Source organism: Spongiimicrobium sp. 3-5, assembly GCF_046557915.1.
Classification (GTDB): domain Bacteria; phylum Bacteroidota; class Bacteroidia; order Flavobacteriales; family Flavobacteriaceae; genus JBHEBG01.
Genome location: NZ_JBHEBG010000001.1, coordinates 1,551,952 through 1,575,195 on the forward strand (window position 1 = coordinate 1,551,952; position 23,244 = coordinate 1,575,195).

Consider the following 23,244-nt stretch of genomic DNA (forward strand, 5'->3'; position numbering starts at 1 on the left):
AACAAATACTGGATTATGGAAGATCACGCAGATGATCATGGACATCATCACAAAGAGACCTTTGTAACCAAATACATATTTAGCCAAGACCATAAAATGATTGCAAAGCAGTATCTAATTACTGGTTTGATCATGGGTTTCATTGGTATTGCAATGTCCTTGATGTTTAGAATGCAATTGGCCTGGCCAGGAGAGTCCTTCCCTATTTTTGAGACTCTGCTTGGAAAATGGGCTCCCGATGGGGTTATGGATGCGGAGGTGTATTTGGCTCTGGTAACCATACACGGTACCATCATGGTATTTTTTGTACTTACTGCTGGTTTAAGTGGAACTTTTAGTAACCTGCTAATTCCATTGCAAATTGGCGCCCGAGATATGGCTTCCGGATTCTTGAACATGATTTCTTATTGGTTGTTTTTTACTTCCAGTATTATTATGGTTATCTCATTATTTGTGGAAGCAGGACCAGCTTCGGCCGGTTGGACGGTCTATCCACCATTGAGCGCACTGCCCATGGCACAATCCGGTTCTGGTATGGGAATGACACTTTGGTTGGTGTCTATGGCAGTATTCATTGCCTCTTCTTTGCTTGGATCACTGAACTATATAGTAACCGTAATCAACCTTAGGACAAAAGGTATGTCCATGACCAGATTACCACTGACCATTTGGGCATTTTTTGTAACAGCTGTAATCGGGGTTATTTCTTTCCCCGTACTTCTTTCAGCGGCCTTGTTGTTGATCATGGATAGGAGTTTTGGAACATCTTTCTTCTTATCGGATATTTTTATCCAAGGAGAGGTACTGCATTATCAGGGAGGTTCCCCTGTATTGTATGAACATTTGTTCTGGTTTCTTGGACATCCAGAGGTTTATATTGTACTACTGCCTGCCTTGGGAATTACCTCAGAAGTGATGTCTACCAATGCAAGGAAACCCATTTTTGGATATCGCGCCATGGTTGCATCCATTTTAGCGATCGCGTTCTTGTCTACCATAGTTTGGGGTCACCATATGTTTATCTCCGGGATGAACCCATTTCTGGGATCCGTATTTACATTTACAACCTTACTGATAGCCATACCATCTGCGGTAAAAGCATTCAATTATATTACAACGTTATGGAAAGGTAATCTGCAATTAAATCCGGGGATGTTGTTTTCCATAGGCTTGGTATCCACATTTATAAGTGGAGGGCTTACCGGAATTATCCTTGGGGATAGCACCTTGGATATTAACGTACACGATACCTATTTTGTAGTGGCCCACTTCCATTTGGTAATGGGGATCTCTGCTCTTTATGGTCTTTTTGCGGGTGTATATCACTGGTTCCCCAAGATGTTCAAAAGGATGATGAACAAAAATCTGGGGTACGTACATTTTTGGGTTACCGCTGTTTGTGCTTATGGGGTATTCTTCCCAATGCACTTTGTTGGTATGGCCGGTGTTCCAAGAAGATACTATGAGAACACTGCGTTTCCAATGTTCGATGAATTAACGGACGTAAATGTCTTGATTACCGTTTTTGCTCTGATCGCCGGTCTGGCACAATTGGTTTTCCTATACAACTTCATAAGCAGTATCTTCTACGGAAAGAAGACCGAGCAAAACCCATGGAAATCCAATACGTTGGAGTGGACAGCTCCAATTGAGCACATACATGGCAACTGGCATGGTGAAATACCCCATGTACACAGATGGGCCTATGATTATAGCAAAACACAACCGAATGGGGAATACGTAATCCCCGGACAAGATTTTGTTCCTCAGAACATTCCTTTACAACAGGATGAGGAAGAACTTAATCACTAAAGAATTTAAGCGTTTAGACGAACATAAAGACCCATCATAGATGGGTTTTTTTGTGCTCAAAAAAAGCTTGTATCAATTGAAACGGTATTTTTGTATATCTTTAAATATGCTTTGAGACCCAGATTTAATTTTAAAGCCCATGAAACTGAAAAATATAACCCTAGTCATTGTCCTAACACTATCTCACTGTCTAATATTTGCGCAACGAAAACCCAAGATAAAAGGCAATCGGAGTGTTACAGAGGTGGTACAGGAACTACCTCCTTTTTCGGCAATAGAACTCAATGACGATTTAGAAATATTTTTACAAAAAGGAATTTCAGAAGGGTATACGGTAACTGCCGATGATAACCTGGTGGACATACTTAAGTTTAAAGTAGTAGATAGCACGCTTATTATCTCCTCTTTTTACAAGATCATCGCCAAAAAAAAATTGGACATAACCGTAAATTATAGGGAATTGGAAGGCATTACGGTAAGGGATGGAAAAATTGGTGTAAAGGAAACAGTTGTTTCCGACCAGCTGTTCGTGAACACCTTCGGCACTTCCAAAATTGATTTAAATGCCGCTGCCTCCATTATGAGCGTTACCATGGAGGAAGGAAGTTCAGGAGTTTTCAATCTGGATAGCGACTCCCTCAACATCAACCTAAAGAATAAAGCCAACGCCTATATTTATTCCGTGGGGGAAAAAAGCACCTTAGAGCTAGATAAGAATACTTCGGTAACCTTCGATGGTACTACGGATTCACTACAGGTGAAAATGAGTGGTAACGCAAACCTTAAGGCAGAAAATATGGAAGCCGCAGTAGTTTCGGCTAAATTGGAAGATGCCGCTTTTGCCAAAGTATATGCCTACAAAAGTTTTGAACTTTCCGCTATGGGGTCAACCCGTGTTCATTTGTACGGTGATCCTAGGGTTATCATACAACAGTTTTTAGGAACTTCGGCCTTGCTAAAAAAAGAAGATAAGTAGCACTCCCTTTAATAACATACCGGCTTGCCAATGGTTTAGGCAATACCTATTTTGCGATTTGGTCTATTTTTACAAAAGCCAATAGCCTTTGATAATTTGTTTGTATTTTTATAAGAGACCCTATAGTCCCTTCAAAGAACAAATGCATTGTCATGGAACAGCTAAAAGAACAACCCAAGGTACAGAACTTTATTAATGGTAGCTTCGAAAGTAACGGACATGCTGCCATGGACGTAATTAGTCCTTTAGATGGTAGCGTTATATCATCGCTTCCCCTATCCAAGGAAAACGATGTGGACAAAGCTGTTAAAGCTGCCCGGGAAGCCTTTCCGGAGTGGTCTTCCAAAACTCTAAAAGATCGGGTACAGATATTTTTTAAGTATCGGTCGCTCTTGGAGGAGCACATGCACGAACTTACACTTTTGGTGCAATTGGAAAATGGAAAGACGTACAACGAAGCAAAGGCAGAAGTTGAAAAAAGTATGGAGCTATGCGAGTTTGCGGTATCCATGCCCCAAATTGTGGTCAATGAGATCCAAGAGGTCAGCAAAGGTGTGGAATGTAGAATAGAACGTAGACCCCTTGGTGTAGTTGCCAGTATTACACCCTTTAATTTCCCCAACATGGTACCCCATTGGACGTTGCCCAACGCATTGGTATTGGGGAATACCATGGTGATGAAACCTTCGGAGCTTGTTCCGCTGAGCACTATGCGCATGGCAGAATTATTACAAAAAGCGGGTTTACCCAAAGGTGTATTCAATATCGTCAACGGAGGTAAGGAAGTGGTAGAGGCCATTTGCGACCATCCAGGGATAGAAGCCGTTTCTTTTGTGGGTTCTACAAAGGTGGCCAAAATTGTATACAAACGAGCTACATCCACATTAAAACGGTGTGTTGCATTGGGAGGCGCAAAGAATCATTTGTTAGTGCTTCCAGATGCCAATCCTGAAATGACAGCCTCCAATGTTGTAGCCTCCATGTCGGGCTGCGCAGGTCAGCGCTGTATGGCTGCATCCGTAATGGTGGGCGTAGATAATGTGCAGCACATTATTGATCGTATGGTGGAAGAAGTTAAGAAAGTAGTGCCAGGAGAATCATTGGGATCCGTAATAAGTGCCGAAGCAAAAGCGAAGATTGAGGCATATATAACCGAAGCAGAGAATAATGGTGCCAAAGTATTGGTAGATGGTAGAAATGCTACGGTACCCGGAAAGGAAGGCGGATTCTATGTTGGTCCTACCATAATCGATTATGTAACTACGGATATGTCCGTTGCCCGAGAGGAGATTTTTGGACCGGTAATCTCAATTATTCGCGCAAAGAATTTAGATGAAGCCATAACAATAGAAAACGGATCTAATTATGGAAATGCCGCCGCGGTCTTTACCCAGAGCGGAGGGCTTGCAAAACAGGTGATGGAGCGCGCCAGCGCAGGTATGATCGGCGTTAATATTGGGGTGCCTGTACCTAGAGAACCTTTTTCTTTTGGGGGGTGGAACGAATCTAAATTTGGTGTTGGCGATATTACGGGCCGTAGTTCTATAGAATTCTGGACTCAAAACAAAAAGACGACCACCAAATGGAACCCCGAAGCACAAATTAACTGGATGAGCTAGTTCAATTTTATTCCTTCACTTTAAATTAATCTATGAAAAACCAAATTGTACAGGACAATCTAGATTATACGTTGTTCTCTTGGGCCAAACAGGGCGGACTAAATCCTATAAACGCCCATCGTGCCAAAGGTTCCTATATTTTTGATAGGGATGGGAAGAAATATCTCGATTTCTCCTCTCAGCTTATGAATGTAAATATAGGTCATGGCAATCAGCGGATAACCCAGGCTGTGGCAAAACAGATGCAAGAGCTCAGTTACGTGTATCCGGGCATGGCCACAGAGGTCAGGGGCATACTGGGTAAAAAACTCGCCCAAATTACTCCGGGTAACCTTACCAAGACCTTTTTTACATTAGGAGGGGCAGAAGCTGTGGAGAACGCCATTAAATTGGCCAGAATATACTCCAAAAGACACAAGATAATAAGTCATTATCGTTCCTATCACGGTGCTACTTACGGTGCTATTTCGGCAGGGGGCGATCCAAGGAAGTTTGCCATTGATGATCAAGCGGTAAATAATTTTGTACATGTGGAAAACCCGTATTTCTACAGATGCCCATGGAACTCATCTACTATTGAAGAATGTGGGGAAAGGGCCGCCGCCCATTTAGAAAGGGTAATACAGTTTGAAAATCCGGATGCCGTTGCCGCAATTCTTTTTGAGGGCGAATCTGGCTCTTCGGGCTGTATCAAATACCCTCCCATGTACCTTAAAAAAGTACGGGATATTTGCGATAAGTATGGTATCCTTATGATTATCGATGAGACCATGAGTGGCTTTGGGCGTACCGGAAAAATGTTTGGGGTAGACCATCATAAGGTTACCCCAGATATTATGTGTATGGCCAAAGGACTTACATCCGGTTATTTACCCTTAGGCGCTATGGTGGTTACCAATACCATAGCGAATCACTTTGATGACCACCCAATGTTATTGGGTTTAACGTATTCTGCACATCCTGTGGCCTGCGCAGCTGCCATAGAGAATATAAAAATCATTGAAGAGGAAGGTTTGGTGGGCAAGGCGGAAAAAGCAGGGAGGTATATTGAAGATCAGGTAGCTAGGCTAAGTGAAAGACATCCCTCCATCGGCGATTTTAGAAATACCGGACTTTTAGGTTGTATAGAATTGGTTAAGAACCGAAAAACCAAAGAACCTACAACGCCATGGAACGCAAAACCGGACCAAATGGAAGCCACCCTTAAAATGGCAGGGAAAATAAGAGAACTGGGCATGTTCACCTTCGTGCGGTGGAACTGGATATTCATTGCACCTCCGCTAAATGTGAGCACGGATGAAATGGATGAAGGCCTGGATATTATCTCAAAAGCCGTTGCCATAGCCGATCAATATTGTAATTGATTATGAAAGAAGATATTGTAGAATTACAAGAAGATGTATCCTCATCATCCCTGTACAGCGAGGATCTAGCTCCTGTTCCACCCAGCAAACGTACATGGAGCAAGTGGCATCTGGCAGCTATTTGGGTGGGCATGGCCGTATGTATCCCTACATATCTACTGGCATCCTACATGATAAAAACAGGTCTAAATTGGTACGAGGCGCTGATTATTATTGGGTTGGCCAATTTAATCATTACCATACCCATGGTACTTAACGGTCATGCGGGGGTAAAATATGGTATTCCCTTTCCGGTAATCGGTAGGGCGGTATTTGGTATCAAAGGAGTACATCTGGCCTCGGTTACCAGGGGAATAATTGCCTGCGGATGGTTCGGGGTGCAGACATGGATAGGAGGATTGGCAATTTATGCCATTTTCAATGCAATAACGGGTACCGAAGGAGAACTGGGACTATCTATCGGTAAATTTATTGGCTTTGCCATTTTCTGGTGTATCAATATCTATTTTATCTGGAAAGGCACGGAAAGTATAAAATGGTTGGAAGCCTATTCCGCTCCCATACTGGTAGTTATGGGTCTGGCCCTAATAGCATGGGGGTACAACAAGGCCGACGGTTTTCTGGTAGTGCTAAATCAAAGCGAACAACTAGAGCGTCCGGCAGCAACATATTATACGGAAAGTGAACGGACACTTCTGCAACTAAATGCTCTGAAGAATAAGGACGGAAGCTTTAAGGCAAATCAATACAGATTGCTTACAGCTTCAGAGGAAGGGGATTGGGAATCGTACTCATCAGAACCAATTGATATTACGGATTATTTGGGTAAAACTACGGAAGCTGCGCCCAAAGTACAGTTTAGGAACGACCAAACATCCAAAGAAACGGTTTCCAGTATTGTCCAGGCCTCTTGGACAGATTCTCAGAACCCGGAAACAGGATCTAAACTATGGGGATATTTGTTATGGCTAACGGCCATGGTGGGTTTTTGGGCGACCATGTCCATAAGCATAGCCGATATTACGCGCTATGCCAAAACCCAAAAAGATCAAATAGCAGGGCAGTTTATAGGGCTTCCCGGTACCATGATGTTGTATTCCTTTGTAGGTATTTTTGTTACTTGTGCCGCCGTCATCAATTTTGACAATGTAATGATAGCCGACGACGCTCCCTGGGATCCGGTTTCTTTGATTGCCAATTTTGAAAACCCGGTAGTGGTCGTCATTTCACAAATATTTTTATTGATTGCAACCTTGAGTACCAACATAGCCGCAAATGTTATAGCCCCGGCGAATGCTTTCTCCAATCTGGTTCCAAGAAAAATAAGTTTTAGGATGGGAGGGTTGATCACTGGGATAATAGGGATCGTAATTGCTCCTTGGTGGTTGCTGAACGAGATATCGGGCTTTCTGATATTTGTTAGTGGCCTGTTGGGTCCGGTACTGGGAATCCTTATCGTGGATTATTTTATTATCCGTAAAAAGAACTTGGAATTGGCGGCTTTATATAAAGAAGGAGGTAATTATGCCTATGGTGGATTGGGTGTTAACAAAGCAGCCATGATCGCCCTTTTTACGGGCGTGTTTTTGGCACTTGTTGGGTATTGGGTACCCCAACTTAACTTTCTGTACTCCCTGTCCTGGTTTACGGGATTCTTTATCTCGTCCATATTGTACTATCTATTAATGTTAAAAAAATAAGATGTCTGTTCTAATTAAAAATGGCAAAGTGGTCACTGCATCCGAAAGTTATATCGCGGATGTTTATGTAGTAGGCGAAAAAATAGCCGCCATCGGAAAATCTTTAGGTGTTAAGGCGGATAAGGTTATAGATGCAACGGATAAGTTGGTACTTCCTGGCGGAATAGATCCGCATGTACATTTGGATATGCCCTTTATGGGGACCTATTCTAGTGATGATTATGAAACCGGTACTCGGGCTGCATTGCACGGGGGAACCACTATGGTAATCGACTTTATTCTGCAAACCCAAGGCGATAGTTTGGCAAACGCCTTAAAAACTTGGCAAGGAAAATCCAAAGGCAAGGCGATTGGGGATTACTCGTACCATATGGCGGTTACTGATTTTAATGATGATGTGGCCAAAGAGGTTGTACATATGATCAAAAAGGAAGGCATCAGTTCTTTTAAAACCTTCATGGCCTACAAGGGAGCCTTAATGATAGATGATGGTCAAATGGTAGCACTGATGAAGGTGGTTCAAAAAAATGGGGGATTGGTTACCGTGCATGCAACCAATGGGGATATGATCGATACGCTGATCGCCAAGAACAAGGCCCTAGGAAATAGAGCACCAATTTACCACTACTTGTCACAGCCTGAGGTGACGGAGGCAGAGGCCTCGGCCCGATTTACGGATATGTTACACTATACGGATTGCCCCGGTTATATTGTACATATGACCTGCGAAGGGGCGCTTAATGCCGTAAGAAGGGCAACGCAAAGAAATCAGAAGGTATTTGTAGAAACCTGTACCCAATATCTAATGTTGGACGCATCTTTGTATGAGCAGGATTTTGAGGGTGCAAAATGGGTTATGAGTCCACCGCTACGAGAGAAAAAAGATCAGACCGCACTGTGGTCCGGCATCAACCAGGGCCTAGTGCAAGTTGTGGGTACCGATCATTGCCCCTTTATGTGGGAACAAAAACAAATGGGCAAGGACGATTTTTCAAAGATTCCCAACGGACACCCGGGCATAGAACATCGTATGGAATTGCTATATTCCGAAGGGGTGCGCAAAGGCAAGATATCATTGACCAAATTTGTTGAGGTTACTTCCACCAATGCTTCCAAAATATTCGGGATGTATCCCAAAAAAGGTACAATAGCAATTGGATCGGATGCAGATTTGGTGATTTTCGATCCGGACAAGGAACATACCATATCAGCAAAGACACATCATATGAACTGTGATTATTCGGCCTACGAAGGGAAACAAGTAACTGGTAAGACCGAGACCGTGCTATTAAGAGGAGCGCTAGCAATTGAACAGGGAGAATGTAAGTTAAAAGCTGGCCATGGGCAATTTGTGGCTAGGGGTAAAACATCCAAGGTAATTTGAAGTATCGTTTTATCTTCAATAAATTCATAACTTAAACACTATAAGAAAGCCATTATGCCAAGAATAGTAAAATCGGGACTCATACAAATGAGCCTACCTATGACCGAGGGCGAGGGTACCATACAGGAAATTATGGATGCCATGTATAATAAACACATTCCCTATATAGAGGATGCGGGTAAGCAAGGTGTTCAAATACTATGCTTACAGGAAATTTTCAATACCCCTTATTTCTGCCCCGGACAAGACCGAAAGTGGTATGCATCGGCAGAGTCCGTACCCGGACCTACTACCGAAAAAATGCAGGTATACGCCAAAAAATATAACATGGTCATCATTGTTCCTATTTATGAAAAGGAGCAACCAGGGGTGCTCTACAATACCGCTGCTATCATAGATGCCGATGGTACTTACTTGGGCAAGTATCGTAAGAACCATATACCACATACCACAGGGTTTTGGGAGAAGTTTTTCTTTAAGCCCGGTAATCTGGGATATCCCGTATTCCAGACAAAATATGCTAAAGTGGGTCTCTATATCTGCTACGACCGTCATTTTCCGGATGGTGCGCGTATTTTAGGACTAAATGGAGCGGAAATAGTATATAACCCTTCGGCTACCGTAGCCGGTTTAAGTGAATACCTCTGGAAGTTGGAACAACCGGCGCATGCAGCGGCTAACGGGTACTTTATGGGTTGCATAAATAGAGTAGGCGAAGAAAAGCCATGGAATTTGGGAAAATTCTATGGACAATCCTATTTTGTTGACCCGCGAGGGCAAATATTTGCACAGGCTTCCCGTGATGATGATGAGCTTTTGGTGGCCGAATTTGATTTGGACCTTATTGATGAGGTACGCTCTACCTGGCAGTTTTTTAGAGACCGCCGCCCGGAAACCTATGGTAAGATTACAGAACTTTAACTAAATCCCTAACCCGAATATGGCAGAGTATAATAGACCTACATCCGAGGAGGAATTTAAGGAGAACTTTAAGCAGAAAAAGCCATTGATGAATCCGACGGAGGCATATTATGAAAGTTCTCGATGCCTCTTTTGCTATGATGCTCCCTGCATACAGGCTTGCCCTACGGGTATAGATATCCCCTTGTTTATTAAACAGATACAGACACAGAACACAGAAGGGGCAGCAAAGACTATTTTCGATTCCAATTGGCTTGGCAACGCCTGCGGCGTAGTATGCCCCACAGGGGTTTTGTGTGAAGGTGCCTGTGTGTATAATCACCAAGATGTACCCCCAATACAAATAGGGCGCTTACAGAACTATGCCACTGCAACCACCATTGCCACAAATAAACGCCTTTTTGCACCTGGGAATTCAATAGGCAAAAAAGTGGCAGTTATTGGCTCTGGGCCAGCAGGTATTGCATGTGCCTGTGAATTGCGCACATTAGGTGTGGAGGTCGATATTTTTGAGGCCAAGGACAAACCTTCGGGCCTTACCGTATATGGTATTGCTCCCTATAAGATTACCAATGAAGAAGTGTTAAGTGAGATTACATATTTACAAGAACAACTAGAATTCAATATTAAATACAACGCAGCGATCAACTCCAAAACACAACTAGGGGAATTGGAATCGGATTATGACGCTATTTTTCTGGGAGTAGGTCTTGGAAAAACCGCCAGTCTTGGTTTGGATGGAGAGAATAAGGAAGGTGTTGTAGGTGCCGTGGAGTTTATTGAAGAATTGCGTATGAAGCACCATAAAATTACAGTTCCCGATAATGTTGTGGTAATCGGTGGTGGTAACACGGCCATGGATGCAGCTTCCGAAGCAGCAAGAATGGGGGCAAAAAAGGTGATATTGGCCTATAGAAGGGATAAACAATCCATGGGTGCTTATAGATTTGAGTACGACCTGGCCATAAGTGCCGGAGTAGAAAGCTTGTTCAATGCCACACCCTTAAAAATTGTGGGAGACAAAAATGCAACGGGAGTACAGTTCGAAAGAGTAAAAAGCCAGAATGGGGACCTTACGCCTATACCGGACAGTGATTTTATTGTGCCATGCGATTTGGTTATAAAAGCTACCGGACAGGCCAAGCAAAAACATTTTTATGAAATGGTAGAAGGATTGAAAATTGATAAAAAGACGCGGATCTTGGTGAACGACCAATATCAAACTTCAAATCCGAAATATTTTGCTGGTGGGGATGCTGTGAACGGAGGTGCCGAGGTGGTTAACGCCGCGTATGAAGGAAAAATGGCAGCCCAAGGCATAGTATCTTGGCTTGGCAGTTAATTATAAATTAAGAACGGTATACGTATAAATACCGTTGATAGTAATAACATATGGCAGATTTATCAATAGATTTTGCAGGAATTAAAGCGCCAAACCCATTTTGGCTGGCATCGGCTCCACCTACCAATTCGGGGTACCAAATTATGAAAGCCTTTGAAGCCGGATGGGGCGGAGCGGTATGGAAAACCTTGGGGGTTCCGGTTGTAAATGTTTCTAGCAGATATGGATCCGTTAATTATAGGGATACCAGAATGATGGGATTCAATAATATTGAATTGATAACGGATAGGCCTTTGTCCGATAACCTTCGTGAAATTGAAGAAGTAAAAAAATACTTCCCCGACCATGCCGTTATCGCCTCCCTTATGGTGGAAAGCAAGGCGGAATGGGAACAGATAATAAAAGATGTGGAAAATGCTGGTGCCGATGGTATTGAATTAAATTTTGGATGTCCGCATGGCATGTGTGAGAGGGGTATGGGTTCTGCGGTAGGGCAAGAACCCGAAGTACTTAAAACTATAGTAGAATGGGTGATTAATGCGGCCAACATTCCTGTAATTACCAAACTCACCCCTAATATTTCGGAAATTACCGATCCGGGATTGGCCGCCTACCAAGGAGGCACGGATGCAATCTCATTGATCAATACAATTAAAAGTATCGTAGGGATAGATTTGGATACCTATGCCCCTCTTCCGGTCGTAGACGGTAAAGGTACAAACGGAGGGTACTGCGGCCCGGCGGTAAAACCTATAGCCATGCATATGATCCGGGAATTGGCACAACATCCAGAAATTGGTAAGGTACCTATATCGGGTATCGGAGGTGTGGAAACTTGGAGAGATGTTGTAGAATTTATTTTGTTAGGGGCCACTTCTGTGCAGGTTTGCACGGCAGTGATGCATTACGGTTTTGGCATCGTTAGGGAAATGGAAGCCGGACTTAGGCAGTTTATGGATAACAAGGGTTACAATACCATCTATGATTTTGCCGGTAAAGCCTTGCCCAATGTTACGGAGTGGAAACACCTCAATCTTAAACATAAGGTAGTAGCCGAAATTGATAATAATAAATGTGTGGGTTGCGAGCTGTGCTATATTGCCTGTGATGACGGAGCCCATCAGGCGATAGCACTCTCGGAGGATAGAACAATAAGGATTCCCAGTATTATCGAAGAAAACTGTGTAGGTTGTAATTTATGCTCCTTGGTTTGCCCGGTAGAAAATTGTATCACTATGGTACAACGCGATGATGGTTCCGAACATTTGAGTTGGGACCAACGAACCCAGGCCGATGATGTGCCCACTACTTTTGATGATGACAGAGCAGGGGGTAAAGGACATTTTGTTCCCAAACCCACGGACGCCCTAAAAAATCAATCTTAATAATAAACAACTTAAATTCTACAAGGCAATAGGTGCGGTAAGGCAATGTCTCGGGATGCCATAACCGTCTACCAAAACTTCAATATGTGGCCTTAATTCTGTACAAAGGCGTTCTACCCGCTGTCTAATGGCTTTGGATTTTGAACTGCCCAAGTACCCCTGCTCCAAATACCACGAAGCATCTTGCCGTATTTCGTGTAAAGCATACAGGGTACCCATTTGACTGAACAACGAGCGGTATTTTTCATCCTCGATAGTTTCTGTAAAATCTACAAAAGTATTATAGGCCAACTCTATGCTATAAGCCTTTCCTAACGTTAATAAATGACTTTGCACTTTCAGAAATGCCTGATAAGAGGGGATTCCCTTTTTGATATAATCACGGATCCGCATGGCCAACGTATAGGTAAGCCTTCGCGTTCGGTAGTTAAAGGCATGCTTATGAAACTTGGGGTTGTAGAGGTGTTCCTTATCTACCTTATTGGTATATATGGGGTTTATGGTACCCAATTTATCACTTAGTTGCGATCCCAAGAGTTTTAGAACGGCCATAAATCCGGCACTATTGAATTCGGCTTTGAAATCGGACAACACACCTTTGGCGGCCAGTTGTAGCAATACGTTATTATCGCCCTCAAAAGTGGTGAAAATATCTACATCGGCCTTTAGGTCGGCAAACCTATTTTCCAAAAGGTAACCTTTGCCACCACATGCTTCCCTGCACTCCTGAATAGTATCATTGGCAAACCATGTTATAACGGACTTTAACCCGGCAACCTGTGTTTCTATCTTTCTTTTGTCCGTAACGGATTCGTCACTATACACCTTCATCATATGGTCCAAAGTAATATGATAAACATAAGCTTTAGCTACCGCCGGAGTTAGCCGCAGTTGGTGCGAAGGATAATCCATAAGCAGATCTTCCTGTATTTTTATGCTATCGTTAAACTGCCTGCGTTGCAGGGCGTGCTTAACCGCTATGGTCAATGCCATTTTAGCTCCACCTAGTCCGGCCCGTGCAACGCAGATACGTCCACCAACCAAGGTGCCCAGCATGGTAAAAAAACGTTTGTTCGGGTTTTTTATATCGGATGTGTAGGTGCCGTCCTCCAGGATATCGCCATACTTGTTCAGCAAGTTTTCCCGAGGCACGCGTACATTGTTGAACCATATCTTACCGTTATCTACCCCATTAAGTCCCAGTTTGTACCCGTTATCCACAATGGAGACACCGGGCATAAGCTCATGGGCCTCGGTACGAAGCGGAACTAAAATGGCATGCACCCCCTCATTTTTTCCGTTTACGATAAGTTGTGCAAATACCGATGCCATGGTGGAATGCAAGGCATTGCCAATGTACTCTTTGTTATCATTTTTACCGGGTGTGGCTATTACAATACTATCCGTTTCTTTCTCGTAGGTGGCGGTAGTCTTTATACCCCTAACATTAGAACCGTGCCCGGTCTCTGTCATGGCAAAACACCCTAGGAGTTTGGCTTTGCCGGTATCCGTCAAATACTGGTCATGATGTTTTTTGGTCCCCAGTTTTTGTATACTACCCCCAAAAAGCCCAAATTGTACCCCAAATTTAATCGTTAGGCTTCCGTCTACGAACATTAAATTTTCGAATATGGACGCGTAAAGTTCCATGTTTCCATTACCACCATACCCTTCAGGATAGGCCATAGCGCCATATCCCTTTTCAGCCAAAAACTGTACCTGTCGTAATACTTTTCCCCGAAACTGTTCCTTATCCCTTTCAATTTCCCAATTGAAGATAGGATTGGTCAACTCCTTTCTAAAACTGTTGATCTCCAGACTATATTTACCTGTTAACAATGCATCCAATCTATCGGCCCTATAGTAATCGGAGGTTTTTTGATGGACTACGGCTACGTCAAAGAGATGATTGTAATGGTTGGGCTGTATTCCCAGATTTATCTCTATATGTTTTAGGTTTTCGTTAAAAGGACATGCTTCACAGTAATGGCACACCATTTTTTGACTAAAAGACGTCAGCGGATAGGTTTCGCTCTCTATAAGTTTGGTCTCCGAGTTGCTAATAAGCTGTTTCCAGTGTTTAATGATATCAAAAGAAGGAGGCTTGTCCTTCGCTAACCAGTTGCTTAAGGTTTTAATATCACTGTCATTTAGCGAACCATCTTGTTCAATGGCGTGCTTTACTACGGAGACCTCCGAAGGAGAAAGCAGGTCATCTGACCAAATCACATAAAAAAAGGGAATATATTGAAGAATTCCGGAGGAATAAGTTTTCATTTCCATAGGCTTAAATTACAACTTTTTTCAATTAATGGATTATGGGTGGTCAATGAAATTTGTCATGAAATACATCTGTAAATTACGTTTAAAAAGTATCTCATTTTCTAGTATCTTTGTTAGGATATGAATGAAAATCTTGACCCTACTTCTGATGGTTTTTCCTCAGAAGAATTAGACATTGAAAGGGCCTTACGACCTATTACCTTTGATGATTTTACTGGGCAGGAGCAGGTGTTGGAAAATTTGAAGGTGTTTGTACAGGCGGCCAATCTTAGGGATGAAGCGCTAGATCACACCTTGTTCCATGGGCCTCCCGGCCTTGGCAAGACTACCTTGGCTCATATATTGGCCAATGAGCTTGGTGTGGGAATAAAGATTACCTCGGGCCCCGTTTTGGATAAACCCGGCGATTTGGCCGGATTGCTAACGAACTTGCAAGACAGGGACGTACTCTTTATAGACGAGATACATCGCCTTAGCCCCATTGTTGAAGAATACCTGTATTCTGCGATGGAAGATTATAAGATCGATATTATGATAGAGACCGGCCCCAATGCAAGATCGGTTCAAATAAACCTTAATCCGTTTACCCTAATAGGTGCTACCACACGTTCTGGGTTACTTACGTCACCCATGCGGGCACGTTTTGGCATCCAGAGCAGGTTACAGTATTATTCTACCGAGCTATTGTCTACCATTGTACAACGTAGTGCAGAAATTTTGAAAGTACCCATTACGGAAGAAGCTGCTATTGAGATTGCAGGTAGGAGCAGGGGCACACCAAGGATTTGCAATGCTTTGCTAAGAAGGGTACGCGATTTTGCACAGATCAAAGGCGATGGCAATATTGATATTAAAATTTCCCAGTTTGGATTGGGTGCCTTAAATGTGGATACCCATGGATTGGATGAGATGGATAACAAAATTTTAACCACCATTATAGACAAATTTAAAGGAGGCCCCGTGGGGATAGGTACTTTGGCTACTGCCGTTTCGGAAAGTGCTGAGACCATAGAGGAAGTGTACGAACCTTTTTTAATTCAACAAGGTTTTATTATGCGTACACCAAGGGGTAGGGAAGTAACGGAACTTGCCTACAAACACTTGGGCAAATTAAAAGGTGGTACCCAAGAAGGCCTGTTTTAATGAATTCGCTCCCCACGATCAGTAGATATCAGGTTTTTAAACATCGTAAACGAATACTGGCCAACCCATTGCCCTATCACAACGAGAATTTTGAGAAGTTTGGTGATGTTTTTAGGATAAAGGTAAGTCACAAGATTCCCGTTGTTTTCACTAGAAACCCGGCCCAGATTAAGCACATCCTGCAAAAACAACATAAAAAATATTACAAATCCCCTATACAAACGGTAGATTTGGCCAAATATATAGGTCATGGGATACTTACTTCCAACGGACTGCATTGGCGTACCCACCGTCGTATGGTACAACCTGCCTTTCATAAAAAAAAACTAGAAGGACTGCTAAATATAATGAAGGATGCCATTGTGGGCGAGTTGCAACGTATTGAAACCAACAAGGCCCTGGATGTTTTTCCGTTAATGAGCGATCTGGCTTTTCAGGTAGTGGCAAAATCGCTCTTTAGCAGATCGGACATCCGTAATCAAATGGAACGCTTACAGCTCATTACGGCGGCAAACCAAAAAATGCTGATAAAAGAAATGAGACAGCCCTATTTTAGTTGGTGGTTTAGGCTAACAGGTGAAATAGGAAAGCACTTAAAACTATCCAAAGAGGGAAGGGGGTTGCTCAATGAGATTATTGAGGAGCGGTTGGCACCTGAAGAGGAAAAGGATGATCTGTTGGATATGTTATTGGCGGCCAGATACGAAGATGGCACACCTATGTCTAGGGAACAACTGTTGGATGAGGTTGTAATTTTATTTACGGCCGGACATGAGACTACCGCCAATGCACTAAGTTTTGCTCTTTTTCTTTTAGCAAAGCATCCAGAGGTTCAGAACAAGGCCAGACAAGAGGTGATGGGCATTGATATTGCCGCGGGCGATATCTTTCAGCAGATAGGACAACTATCTTTTGTGAAACAATGTGTAGAGGAAGCATTGCGTTTGTACCCCCCAGCCTATGTCATTGATAGAATATTGATGGAAGAAGATACCTTTGAGGGTATCACTTATGATAAAGGCACACTTTTTCTAATGTCTATTTATGAAATCCATAGGTATTCCAAATTTTGGGAAACACCGGAAGAATTTTGTCCAGAGCGTTTTGATGCTGCTAATGGTAAGGACTTTTCGGAGTACTACTATCCTTTTGGTGCCGGACCTAGAATGTGTGTAGGCAACAATTTTGCCATGTACGAAATGATCCTGACCTTAGCGGAAATACTTCAGAAGTACAAAATATCAACCACAATGGAAACCGTGGAAATAAATCCCATGATATCCTTAAAACCTGAAAAACCTACTTTGACGTTCTCTACATTTTGAGTTTGAAAAAGTATAATTTATTGCCGTAATTTAATGTGATGTTCTAACATTTTTTGTTAGTATCCGTTCAATGAAAAACTTAAGCAATCATACCTCATTAATTAAGTCCGAAGCCAAACGCCTTGGTTTTTTGTCTTGTGGTATATCCAAGGCCGATTTCTTGGAGGAGGAGGCACCGCGTTTAGAAAAATGGCTGCAATCCAATATGCATGGGGAAATGCAGTACATGGAAAACCACTTTGACAAACGGTTAGATCCTCGATTATTGGTGGATGGTTCCAAATCGGTAATCTCCCTCTTGCTCAATTATTTTCCCGAACACTCCCAAAATACAGATAGCTACAAGGTTTCCAAATATGCCTATGGACAAGATTATCATCATGTTATAAAATCAAAACTCCGGCAATTACAAGAATTTATTTCTGAAAAGATTGGAGAGGTTAATGGCAGGGCCTTTGTGGACTCGGCTCCAGTACTTGATAAGGCCTGGGCGGCCAAAAGTGGTTTGGGGTGGATTGGCAAACACAGTAATTTGCTAACACAGCAGGTGGGTTCGTTCTATTTTATTGCAGAACTCATTGTGGATATGGAATTGGAATACGACGCTCCGGTTACCGACCATTGCGGTACCTGTACGGCCTGTCTTGATGCATGCCCTACCCAAGCCATAGTTGAGCCCTATATAGTAGATGGCAGCAAATGCATCTCCTACTTCACTATTGAACTAAAGAATGAAATTCCTACCACGGTACAAGGCCAATTTGACGATTGGATGTTTGGGTGCGACATATGCCAAGACGTATGTCCGTGGAACAAATTTTCTAAACCTCATAGCGAGCCCCTTTTTAACCCAAATCCCGAACTATTGTCTATGACCAAAAAAGATTGGGAAGAAATTACGGAGGAAGTTTTTAAGAAAGTGTTCCAAAAATCCGCGGTAAAACGTACCAAATTCTCCGGTTTAAAACGAAATATCAGTTTTTTAAAGTAACACTTCACACAACTACATCGATGTAGTTGTCCATAGCACTCATTTTACTGTTAAGATTTTTTTAAGAAAAAATTAAAAATACTATATTGGGAAGTCGCAATATTTTGAGAATTCCTTAATAATCTGTTGTAAAAGTTTGGGTATGTGCAAATAACCCGGATCAAGATTATGAAGAATCAAATTGCGCGCTCGCTAACTATAACTAAACTAAACTAACAAAATTATGAGTGGATTAGAAACCTTGGACATTGTTGTAATTCTGGTATATCTGGTCGGAATTGTCATCTATGGAATATCAAAGTCTAAACGAAGCAGTTCCGAAGATTATTTTTTAGGAGGTAGAACAATGACCTGGCCTATTGTGGGTATAGCGCTGTTCTCTGCAAACATTTCTAGCTCTACCCTGGTAGGACTTGCCTCGGATGCATTTCAAACCAATATCAACGTATATAACTACGAATGGTTTGCCGTGGTAATATTGATTTTCTTTGCTATTTTCTTCTTACCATTTTATCTGAGGTCTGGCGTATATACCATGCCAGAATTTTTGGAAAGACGCTATGATAGAAGATCACGATACTACTTCTCTTTTGTAACCATCGTTGCCAACGTGTTGGTAGATACTGCAGCAGGTCTATATGTTGGAAGTATAGTGCTTAAACTACTTTTTCCTGAGATCAGCAGTACCACAATAATTATTCTTTTGGCCGTAGCCGCGGCAGCGTATACAATTCCCGGGGGTCTTAACTCGGTAATACAAACCGAAGTAATTCAGGCCGTACTGTTAATTATTGGTTCTTGTCTGTTGACCTATTTTGCCTTTGATGAACTGGGCGGTGGATGGAATGGTATGATGACCAAGTTGGATGCTATGCTGGCTTCTGGAGAGGTTAATTTTGGTGATAAGGCGGCAGAAGGAAAGTACATACCCGCCAATTCTGGGGAGGTCTTTAGCCTAGTGCGTCCGGACAATGACGAATTTATGCCTTGGTGGGGATTGCTTACAGGAGTACCACTATTGGCTTTTTATTTCTGGGTTACCAACCAGTTTATGGTACAGCGCGTACTTGGCGCAAAAGATTTAAATCACGGTAGATGGGGTGCATTGTTCGCAGGTTTACTAAAACTCCCTGTAATCTTTATTATGGTGGTCCCAGGTGTATTGGCCCTGTTATTGTTCAATCAATTAGACATCTCTAATTTAAACTATCCCCTTCCCGATGGAGGCACCTGTGAAAACCTGGCAGATTGTCCTAACCTAACCTATCCGGTATTGTTGTTTCAACTACTTCCTACCGGTGTATTGGGATTGGTAGTGGCCGGTTTGTTGGCGGCTATGATGTCTTCGGTGTCCGCAACATTCAATTCGGCCTCCACACTAATAACTATGGATTTTGTAAAGCAATTAAAACCAGAGCTAACTAGTAAGCAATTGGTTAGGGCCGGACAAATAGCTACAATAGCTTTGGTAATCTTGGCTTCTCTATGGGTTCCTTTCATAGAAAAGGTCAGCGATTCTTTATGGGGCTACTTACAGCTTGTCATTGCGTTTACGAGTCCGCCGGTTGTTGCAGCATTTGTTTTGGGCTTGTTTTGGAAACGGGCCAATGGAACCGGCGCTTTTGTGGGCCTTTTAGTGGGCGGTGCAATAGCCATATTTATGATACTTTCCGTAGCATTTGATATTTCCCCGTACATAAACGATTTGCACTTTTTGGCCAAGGCCAATCTACTTTTCGTGGTTAGTTTAATAATACATATCGTGGTTAGTTTATCTACAGCGGCACCCGATGCACAAAAGGTAACCGATTATACATACAGAAAAGAACTGTTTACCATAGAGACCGAGGAACTGAAGTTGGTGCCATGGTATAAGAACTACAGATATCTTGCCTGTATCTTGTTATTGGTAACTGCAATTATCGTAGGTTGGTTCTGGTAAGAAACCATAAAATTAGCTTTACAAAAAGCATTGGTTTAAAACCAATGCTTTTTTATTTGGCACATATTGTTTGCCATGTAAAGAATACCATTAAATTTGTTTCTTAATTCTTAGTTCATGAGCGAGGAAAAGAAAAGGCAAGAAGCACTGGATTACCACTCCAAACCAGAGCCGGGTAAGATAAAGATTGTGCCAACAACACCATATGCCACACAACGAGATTTGGCACTTGCCTATTCTCCAGGGGTGGCAGAACCCTGTTTGGAAATAAAAAATAACGTTGATGACGTTTATAAGTATACAGCCAAAGGAAATATTGTTGCCGTTATTTCCAATGGAACGGCAGTTTTAGGATTGGGAGATATTGGTCCGGAAGCATCCAAACCTGTAATGGAAGGAAAGAGTCTCTTGTTCAAGATCTTTGCCGATATTGATGGAATAGATATTGAATTGGACACTAAGGACGTAGATAAATTTGTGGAAACCGTAAAGATTATTGCCCCAACCTTTGGAGGTATTAATTTGGAGGACATTAAAGCTCCCGAAGCTTTTGAAATAGAGCGAAGACTAAAGGAAGAATTGGATATTCCGGTAATGCACGACGACCAGCATGGAACGGCCATCATTTCCGCCGCGGCCTTGTTGAATGCTCTGGAGATTGCAGGTAAAAAAATTGAAAAAGTACGTATTGTAGTTAGTGGTGCTGGCGCTGCGGCGGTATCCTGTACAAGATTGTACAAAGATTTTGGGGCTTCTGGCAAAAACATAGTAATGCTAGATAGCAAAGGTGTTATCCGTAGTGATCGGGATAATCTGTCCAAGGAAAAATTGGAGTTTGCCACCGATAGAAAAGTAAGCACTCTAGAAGAAGCTATGGAAGATGCGGACGTTTTTATAGGGCTTTCCAAAGCAGATATCGTTACCCCGAAAATGTTGAAGTTAATGGCAAAGGACCCTATCGTTTTTGCCATGGCCAATCCGGATCCGGAAATTGCCTATAACTTGGCATGTAAGACCAGGGACGATATTATTATGGCCACCGGGCGTTCCGATCATCCCAATCAAGTAAACAATGTTCTAGGGTTTCCTTTTATATTTAGAGGAGCTTTGGACGTGCGGGCTACTAAGATAAACGAAGCCATGAAAATGGCAGCGGTAAAGGCCTTGGCAGAGCTGGCAAAACAACCAGTTCCCGAACAAGTGAATATTGCCTATGGCAAAACCAGACTTACTTTCGGAAAACAATATATAATACCGAAACCCTTTGACCCCCGACTTATTACGGAAATACCTCCTGCAGTAGCAAAGGCAGCAATGGATAGCGGGGTGGCAAAGGCCCCGATAACCGATTGGGAAAAATATAGGGAAGGACTATTTCAACGGTCTGGCAATGATAACAAGGTAGTACGCTTGCTACATAACAGGGCCAAGGTAAACCCTAAAAAAATTGTATACGCCGAGGCAGAACAATTAGATGTACTCAAAGCTGCACAAATAGCATATGACGAGGGTATCGCAGAACCCATTTTGTTGGGGGATAGAGAAACCATTGAAGTTTTAAAAAAGCAGTTGGAATTTGATGCCGATGTGTCAATAATTGATCCGGTTTCCGAGGAATCTTCGCAAAAAAGAGCCCAATACGCCAACAAATACTGGAAAGCACGCCGAAGAAGTGGGTCTACCTTGTACAGTGCTGGCGTTAAAATGAGGGCGCGCAACTATTTTGCGGCCATGATGGTTTTGGAAGGCGATGCCGACGGCATGATTTCTGGTTATTCCAGAGCTTATTCTACCGTGGTTAGGCCAATATTTGAAGTCATAGGACGCGCATCGAGAGTAAAAAGGGTGGCTACCGTAAATATTATGATTACCGATAGAGGACCTCTGTTTTTAGCGGATACTTCAATAAATATAGATCCCAATGCCGAGGAGATTGCCGAAATTGCCCAAATGACGGCAAATGTAGCAGCTACCTTTGGTTTTAAACCAGTGTTGGCCTTATTGTCCTACGCCAATTTTGGGTCGTCTACCCATCCACATGCAAAGAAGGTAAGAGAGGCAGCAAGCATTTTACACGAGCGTTGTCCCAATATTGTGGTAGACGGTGAAATCCAAACAGATTTTGCACTTAACAAAGAACTGCACAAGAATACGTTTCCGTTTTCTAAATTGGCAGGAAAGAAAGTGAACACCTTAATTTTTCCTAATTTGGAAGCTGCCAATATCACCTATAAATTGTTGAAGGAGCTTAACAGTGCCGATTCTATTGGACCTATTATGGTAGGATTAAGGAAATCCGTGCATATTCTTCAGATGGGTGCCAGCGTGGATGAAATTGTTAATATGACGGCCGTTGCCGTTATAGATGCCCAGGAAAGGGAAAAAAGAAAAGAGGCCAAATTGGGTTATAAATAAAGATGAATCCAAAGTTTGTGGTTTCTTTACCATAAAAAGTAATAGTTAACGATTGTTTTATGATTACCCATTTAAAGGGAAGATTAATAGAAAAGAACCCAACGCATGTAATCATTGAATGTGCCGGGGTAGGTTATTTTATAAACATTTCACTAAATACATTTTCTAAACTTGGAGATGGAGAAAACATACAATTGTTTACCCATTTGCAGGTTAAAGAAGATTCACACACGCTCTTCGGTTTTGCCGAAAAATCGGAGCGAGAAATTTTCAGGTTATTATTATCAGTATCCGGTATCGGATCTAGTACTGCAAGAACAATGTTATCGTCCCTCTCACCCTCCCAGGTGCGCGATGCCATTGCTACAGAAGATGTGGCCTCTATACAGGCTATAAAGGGCATCGGAGCCAAAACTGCCCAGAGGGTAATTTTGGATCTGAAGGACAAAATTTTAAAAATTTACGATATTGACGAAGTTTCCCACAATTCGAACAATACAAATAAAGAAGAAGCGTTATCTGCATTAGAGGTTCTTGGATTTGTCCGAAAGCCAGCCGAAAAGGCGGTGGACAAGGTTTTAAGCCAAGATTCGCTACTAAGCGTAGAGGACATTATTAAACGGGCGCTTAAAAATTTGTAAT

General features: G+C 42.4%; 16 protein-coding genes. 15 read left to right on the forward strand and 1 reads right to left on the reverse strand.

All coding sequences use genetic code 11. The features are described 5' to 3' along the window. The first annotated feature begins 15 nt into the window (after positions 1–15). The 9 genes from ACEQ81_RS06645 to preA all read left to right on the forward strand — a co-directional run bounded on the left by ACEQ81_RS06645 (position 16) and on the right by preA (position 12,503). Positions 16–1,812, forward strand: coding sequence for a cbb3-type cytochrome c oxidase subunit I (locus ACEQ81_RS06645; protein WP_411030067.1), 1,797 nt, complete (start codon positions 16–18; stop codon positions 1,810–1,812). Between the two features lie 139 nt (positions 1,813–1,951). Next, positions 1,952–2,788, forward strand: coding sequence for a GIN domain-containing protein (locus ACEQ81_RS06650; protein WP_411030068.1), 837 nt, complete (start codon positions 1,952–1,954; stop codon positions 2,786–2,788). A gap of 152 nt (positions 2,789–2,940) precedes the next feature. After that, positions 2,941–4,407, forward strand: coding sequence for a CoA-acylating methylmalonate-semialdehyde dehydrogenase (locus tag ACEQ81_RS06655; protein WP_411030069.1), 1,467 nt, complete (start codon positions 2,941–2,943; stop codon positions 4,405–4,407). 32 nt (positions 4,408–4,439) lie between these two features. Then, positions 4,440–5,771, forward strand: coding sequence for an aminotransferase class III-fold pyridoxal phosphate-dependent enzyme (locus ACEQ81_RS06660; RefSeq protein ID WP_411030070.1), 1,332 nt, complete (start codon positions 4,440–4,442; stop codon positions 5,769–5,771). Between the two features lie 2 nt (positions 5,772–5,773). Next, positions 5,774–7,471, forward strand: a complete 1,698-nt coding sequence (locus ACEQ81_RS06665; RefSeq protein ID WP_411030071.1) for an NCS1 family nucleobase:cation symporter-1 — start codon at positions 5,774–5,776, stop codon at positions 7,469–7,471. A gap of 1 nt (position 7,472) precedes the next feature. Then, positions 7,473–8,855 (forward strand): dihydropyrimidinase, encoded by a 1,383-nt coding sequence (hydA, locus tag ACEQ81_RS06670; RefSeq protein ID WP_411030072.1) that lies wholly within the window; start codon positions 7,473–7,475, stop codon positions 8,853–8,855. 54 nt (positions 8,856–8,909) lie between these two features. Next, the gene (locus tag ACEQ81_RS06675; protein WP_411030073.1) at positions 8,910–9,776 is read left to right on the forward strand and encodes a nitrilase-related carbon-nitrogen hydrolase; all 867 of its coding nucleotides are present in this window, start codon (positions 8,910–8,912) and stop codon (positions 9,774–9,776) included. A gap of 19 nt (positions 9,777–9,795) precedes the next feature. Further along, on the forward strand, positions 9,796–11,118 hold the full coding sequence (locus tag ACEQ81_RS06680) for an NAD(P)-dependent oxidoreductase (protein ID WP_411030074.1): 1,323 nt from the start codon (positions 9,796–9,798) through the stop codon (positions 11,116–11,118). 50 nt (positions 11,119–11,168) lie between these two features. Beyond that, positions 11,169–12,503 (forward strand): NAD-dependent dihydropyrimidine dehydrogenase subunit PreA, encoded by a 1,335-nt coding sequence (gene preA / locus ACEQ81_RS06685; RefSeq protein WP_411030075.1) that lies wholly within the window; start codon positions 11,169–11,171, stop codon positions 12,501–12,503. An 18-nt stretch (positions 12,504–12,521) separates the two neighbouring features. Here preA and ACEQ81_RS06690 read toward each other — a convergent pair whose 3' ends face one another. Beyond that, on the reverse strand, positions 12,522–14,780 hold the full coding sequence (locus ACEQ81_RS06690; protein WP_411030076.1) for an acyl-CoA dehydrogenase: 2,259 nt from the start codon (positions 14,778–14,780) through the stop codon (positions 12,522–12,524). Positions 14,781–14,906: 126 nt separating this feature from the next. On the opposite strand from ACEQ81_RS06690, the gene ruvB reads away from it, so the two are divergent. From ruvB to ruvA, 6 genes are all read left to right on the forward strand, one after another. Further along, complete coding sequence (ruvB, locus tag ACEQ81_RS06695) at positions 14,907–15,929, forward strand: Holliday junction branch migration DNA helicase RuvB (protein ID WP_411030077.1); 1,023 nt, start codon at positions 14,907–14,909, stop codon at positions 15,927–15,929. Beyond that, the gene (locus tag ACEQ81_RS06700) at positions 15,929–17,254 is read left to right on the forward strand and encodes a cytochrome P450 (protein ID WP_411030078.1); all 1,326 of its coding nucleotides are present in this window, start codon (positions 15,929–15,931) and stop codon (positions 17,252–17,254) included. Before ruvB ends, ACEQ81_RS06700 begins: the two co-directional genes overlap by 1 nt. Positions 17,255–17,324: 70 nt before the next feature. After that, positions 17,325–18,245, forward strand: coding sequence for a tRNA epoxyqueuosine(34) reductase QueG (gene queG, locus ACEQ81_RS06705; RefSeq protein WP_411030079.1), 921 nt, complete (start codon positions 17,325–17,327; stop codon positions 18,243–18,245). Between the two features lie 223 nt (positions 18,246–18,468). Continuing rightward, the gene (locus ACEQ81_RS06710; RefSeq protein WP_411030080.1) at positions 18,469–20,187 is read left to right on the forward strand and encodes a sodium:solute symporter; all 1,719 of its coding nucleotides are present in this window, start codon (positions 18,469–18,471) and stop codon (positions 20,185–20,187) included. 117 nt (positions 20,188–20,304) lie between these two features. After that, on the forward strand, positions 20,305–22,602 hold the full coding sequence (locus ACEQ81_RS06715; RefSeq protein WP_411030081.1) for an NADP-dependent malic enzyme: 2,298 nt from the start codon (positions 20,305–20,307) through the stop codon (positions 22,600–22,602). A 59-nt stretch (positions 22,603–22,661) separates the two neighbouring features. Beyond that, positions 22,662–23,243: a Holliday junction branch migration protein RuvA gene (gene ruvA, locus ACEQ81_RS06720; RefSeq protein WP_411030082.1), complete on the forward strand. Its 582-nt coding sequence runs from the start codon at positions 22,662–22,664 to the stop codon at positions 23,241–23,243. The last annotated feature ends 1 nt before the right edge of the window (position 23,244 follow it).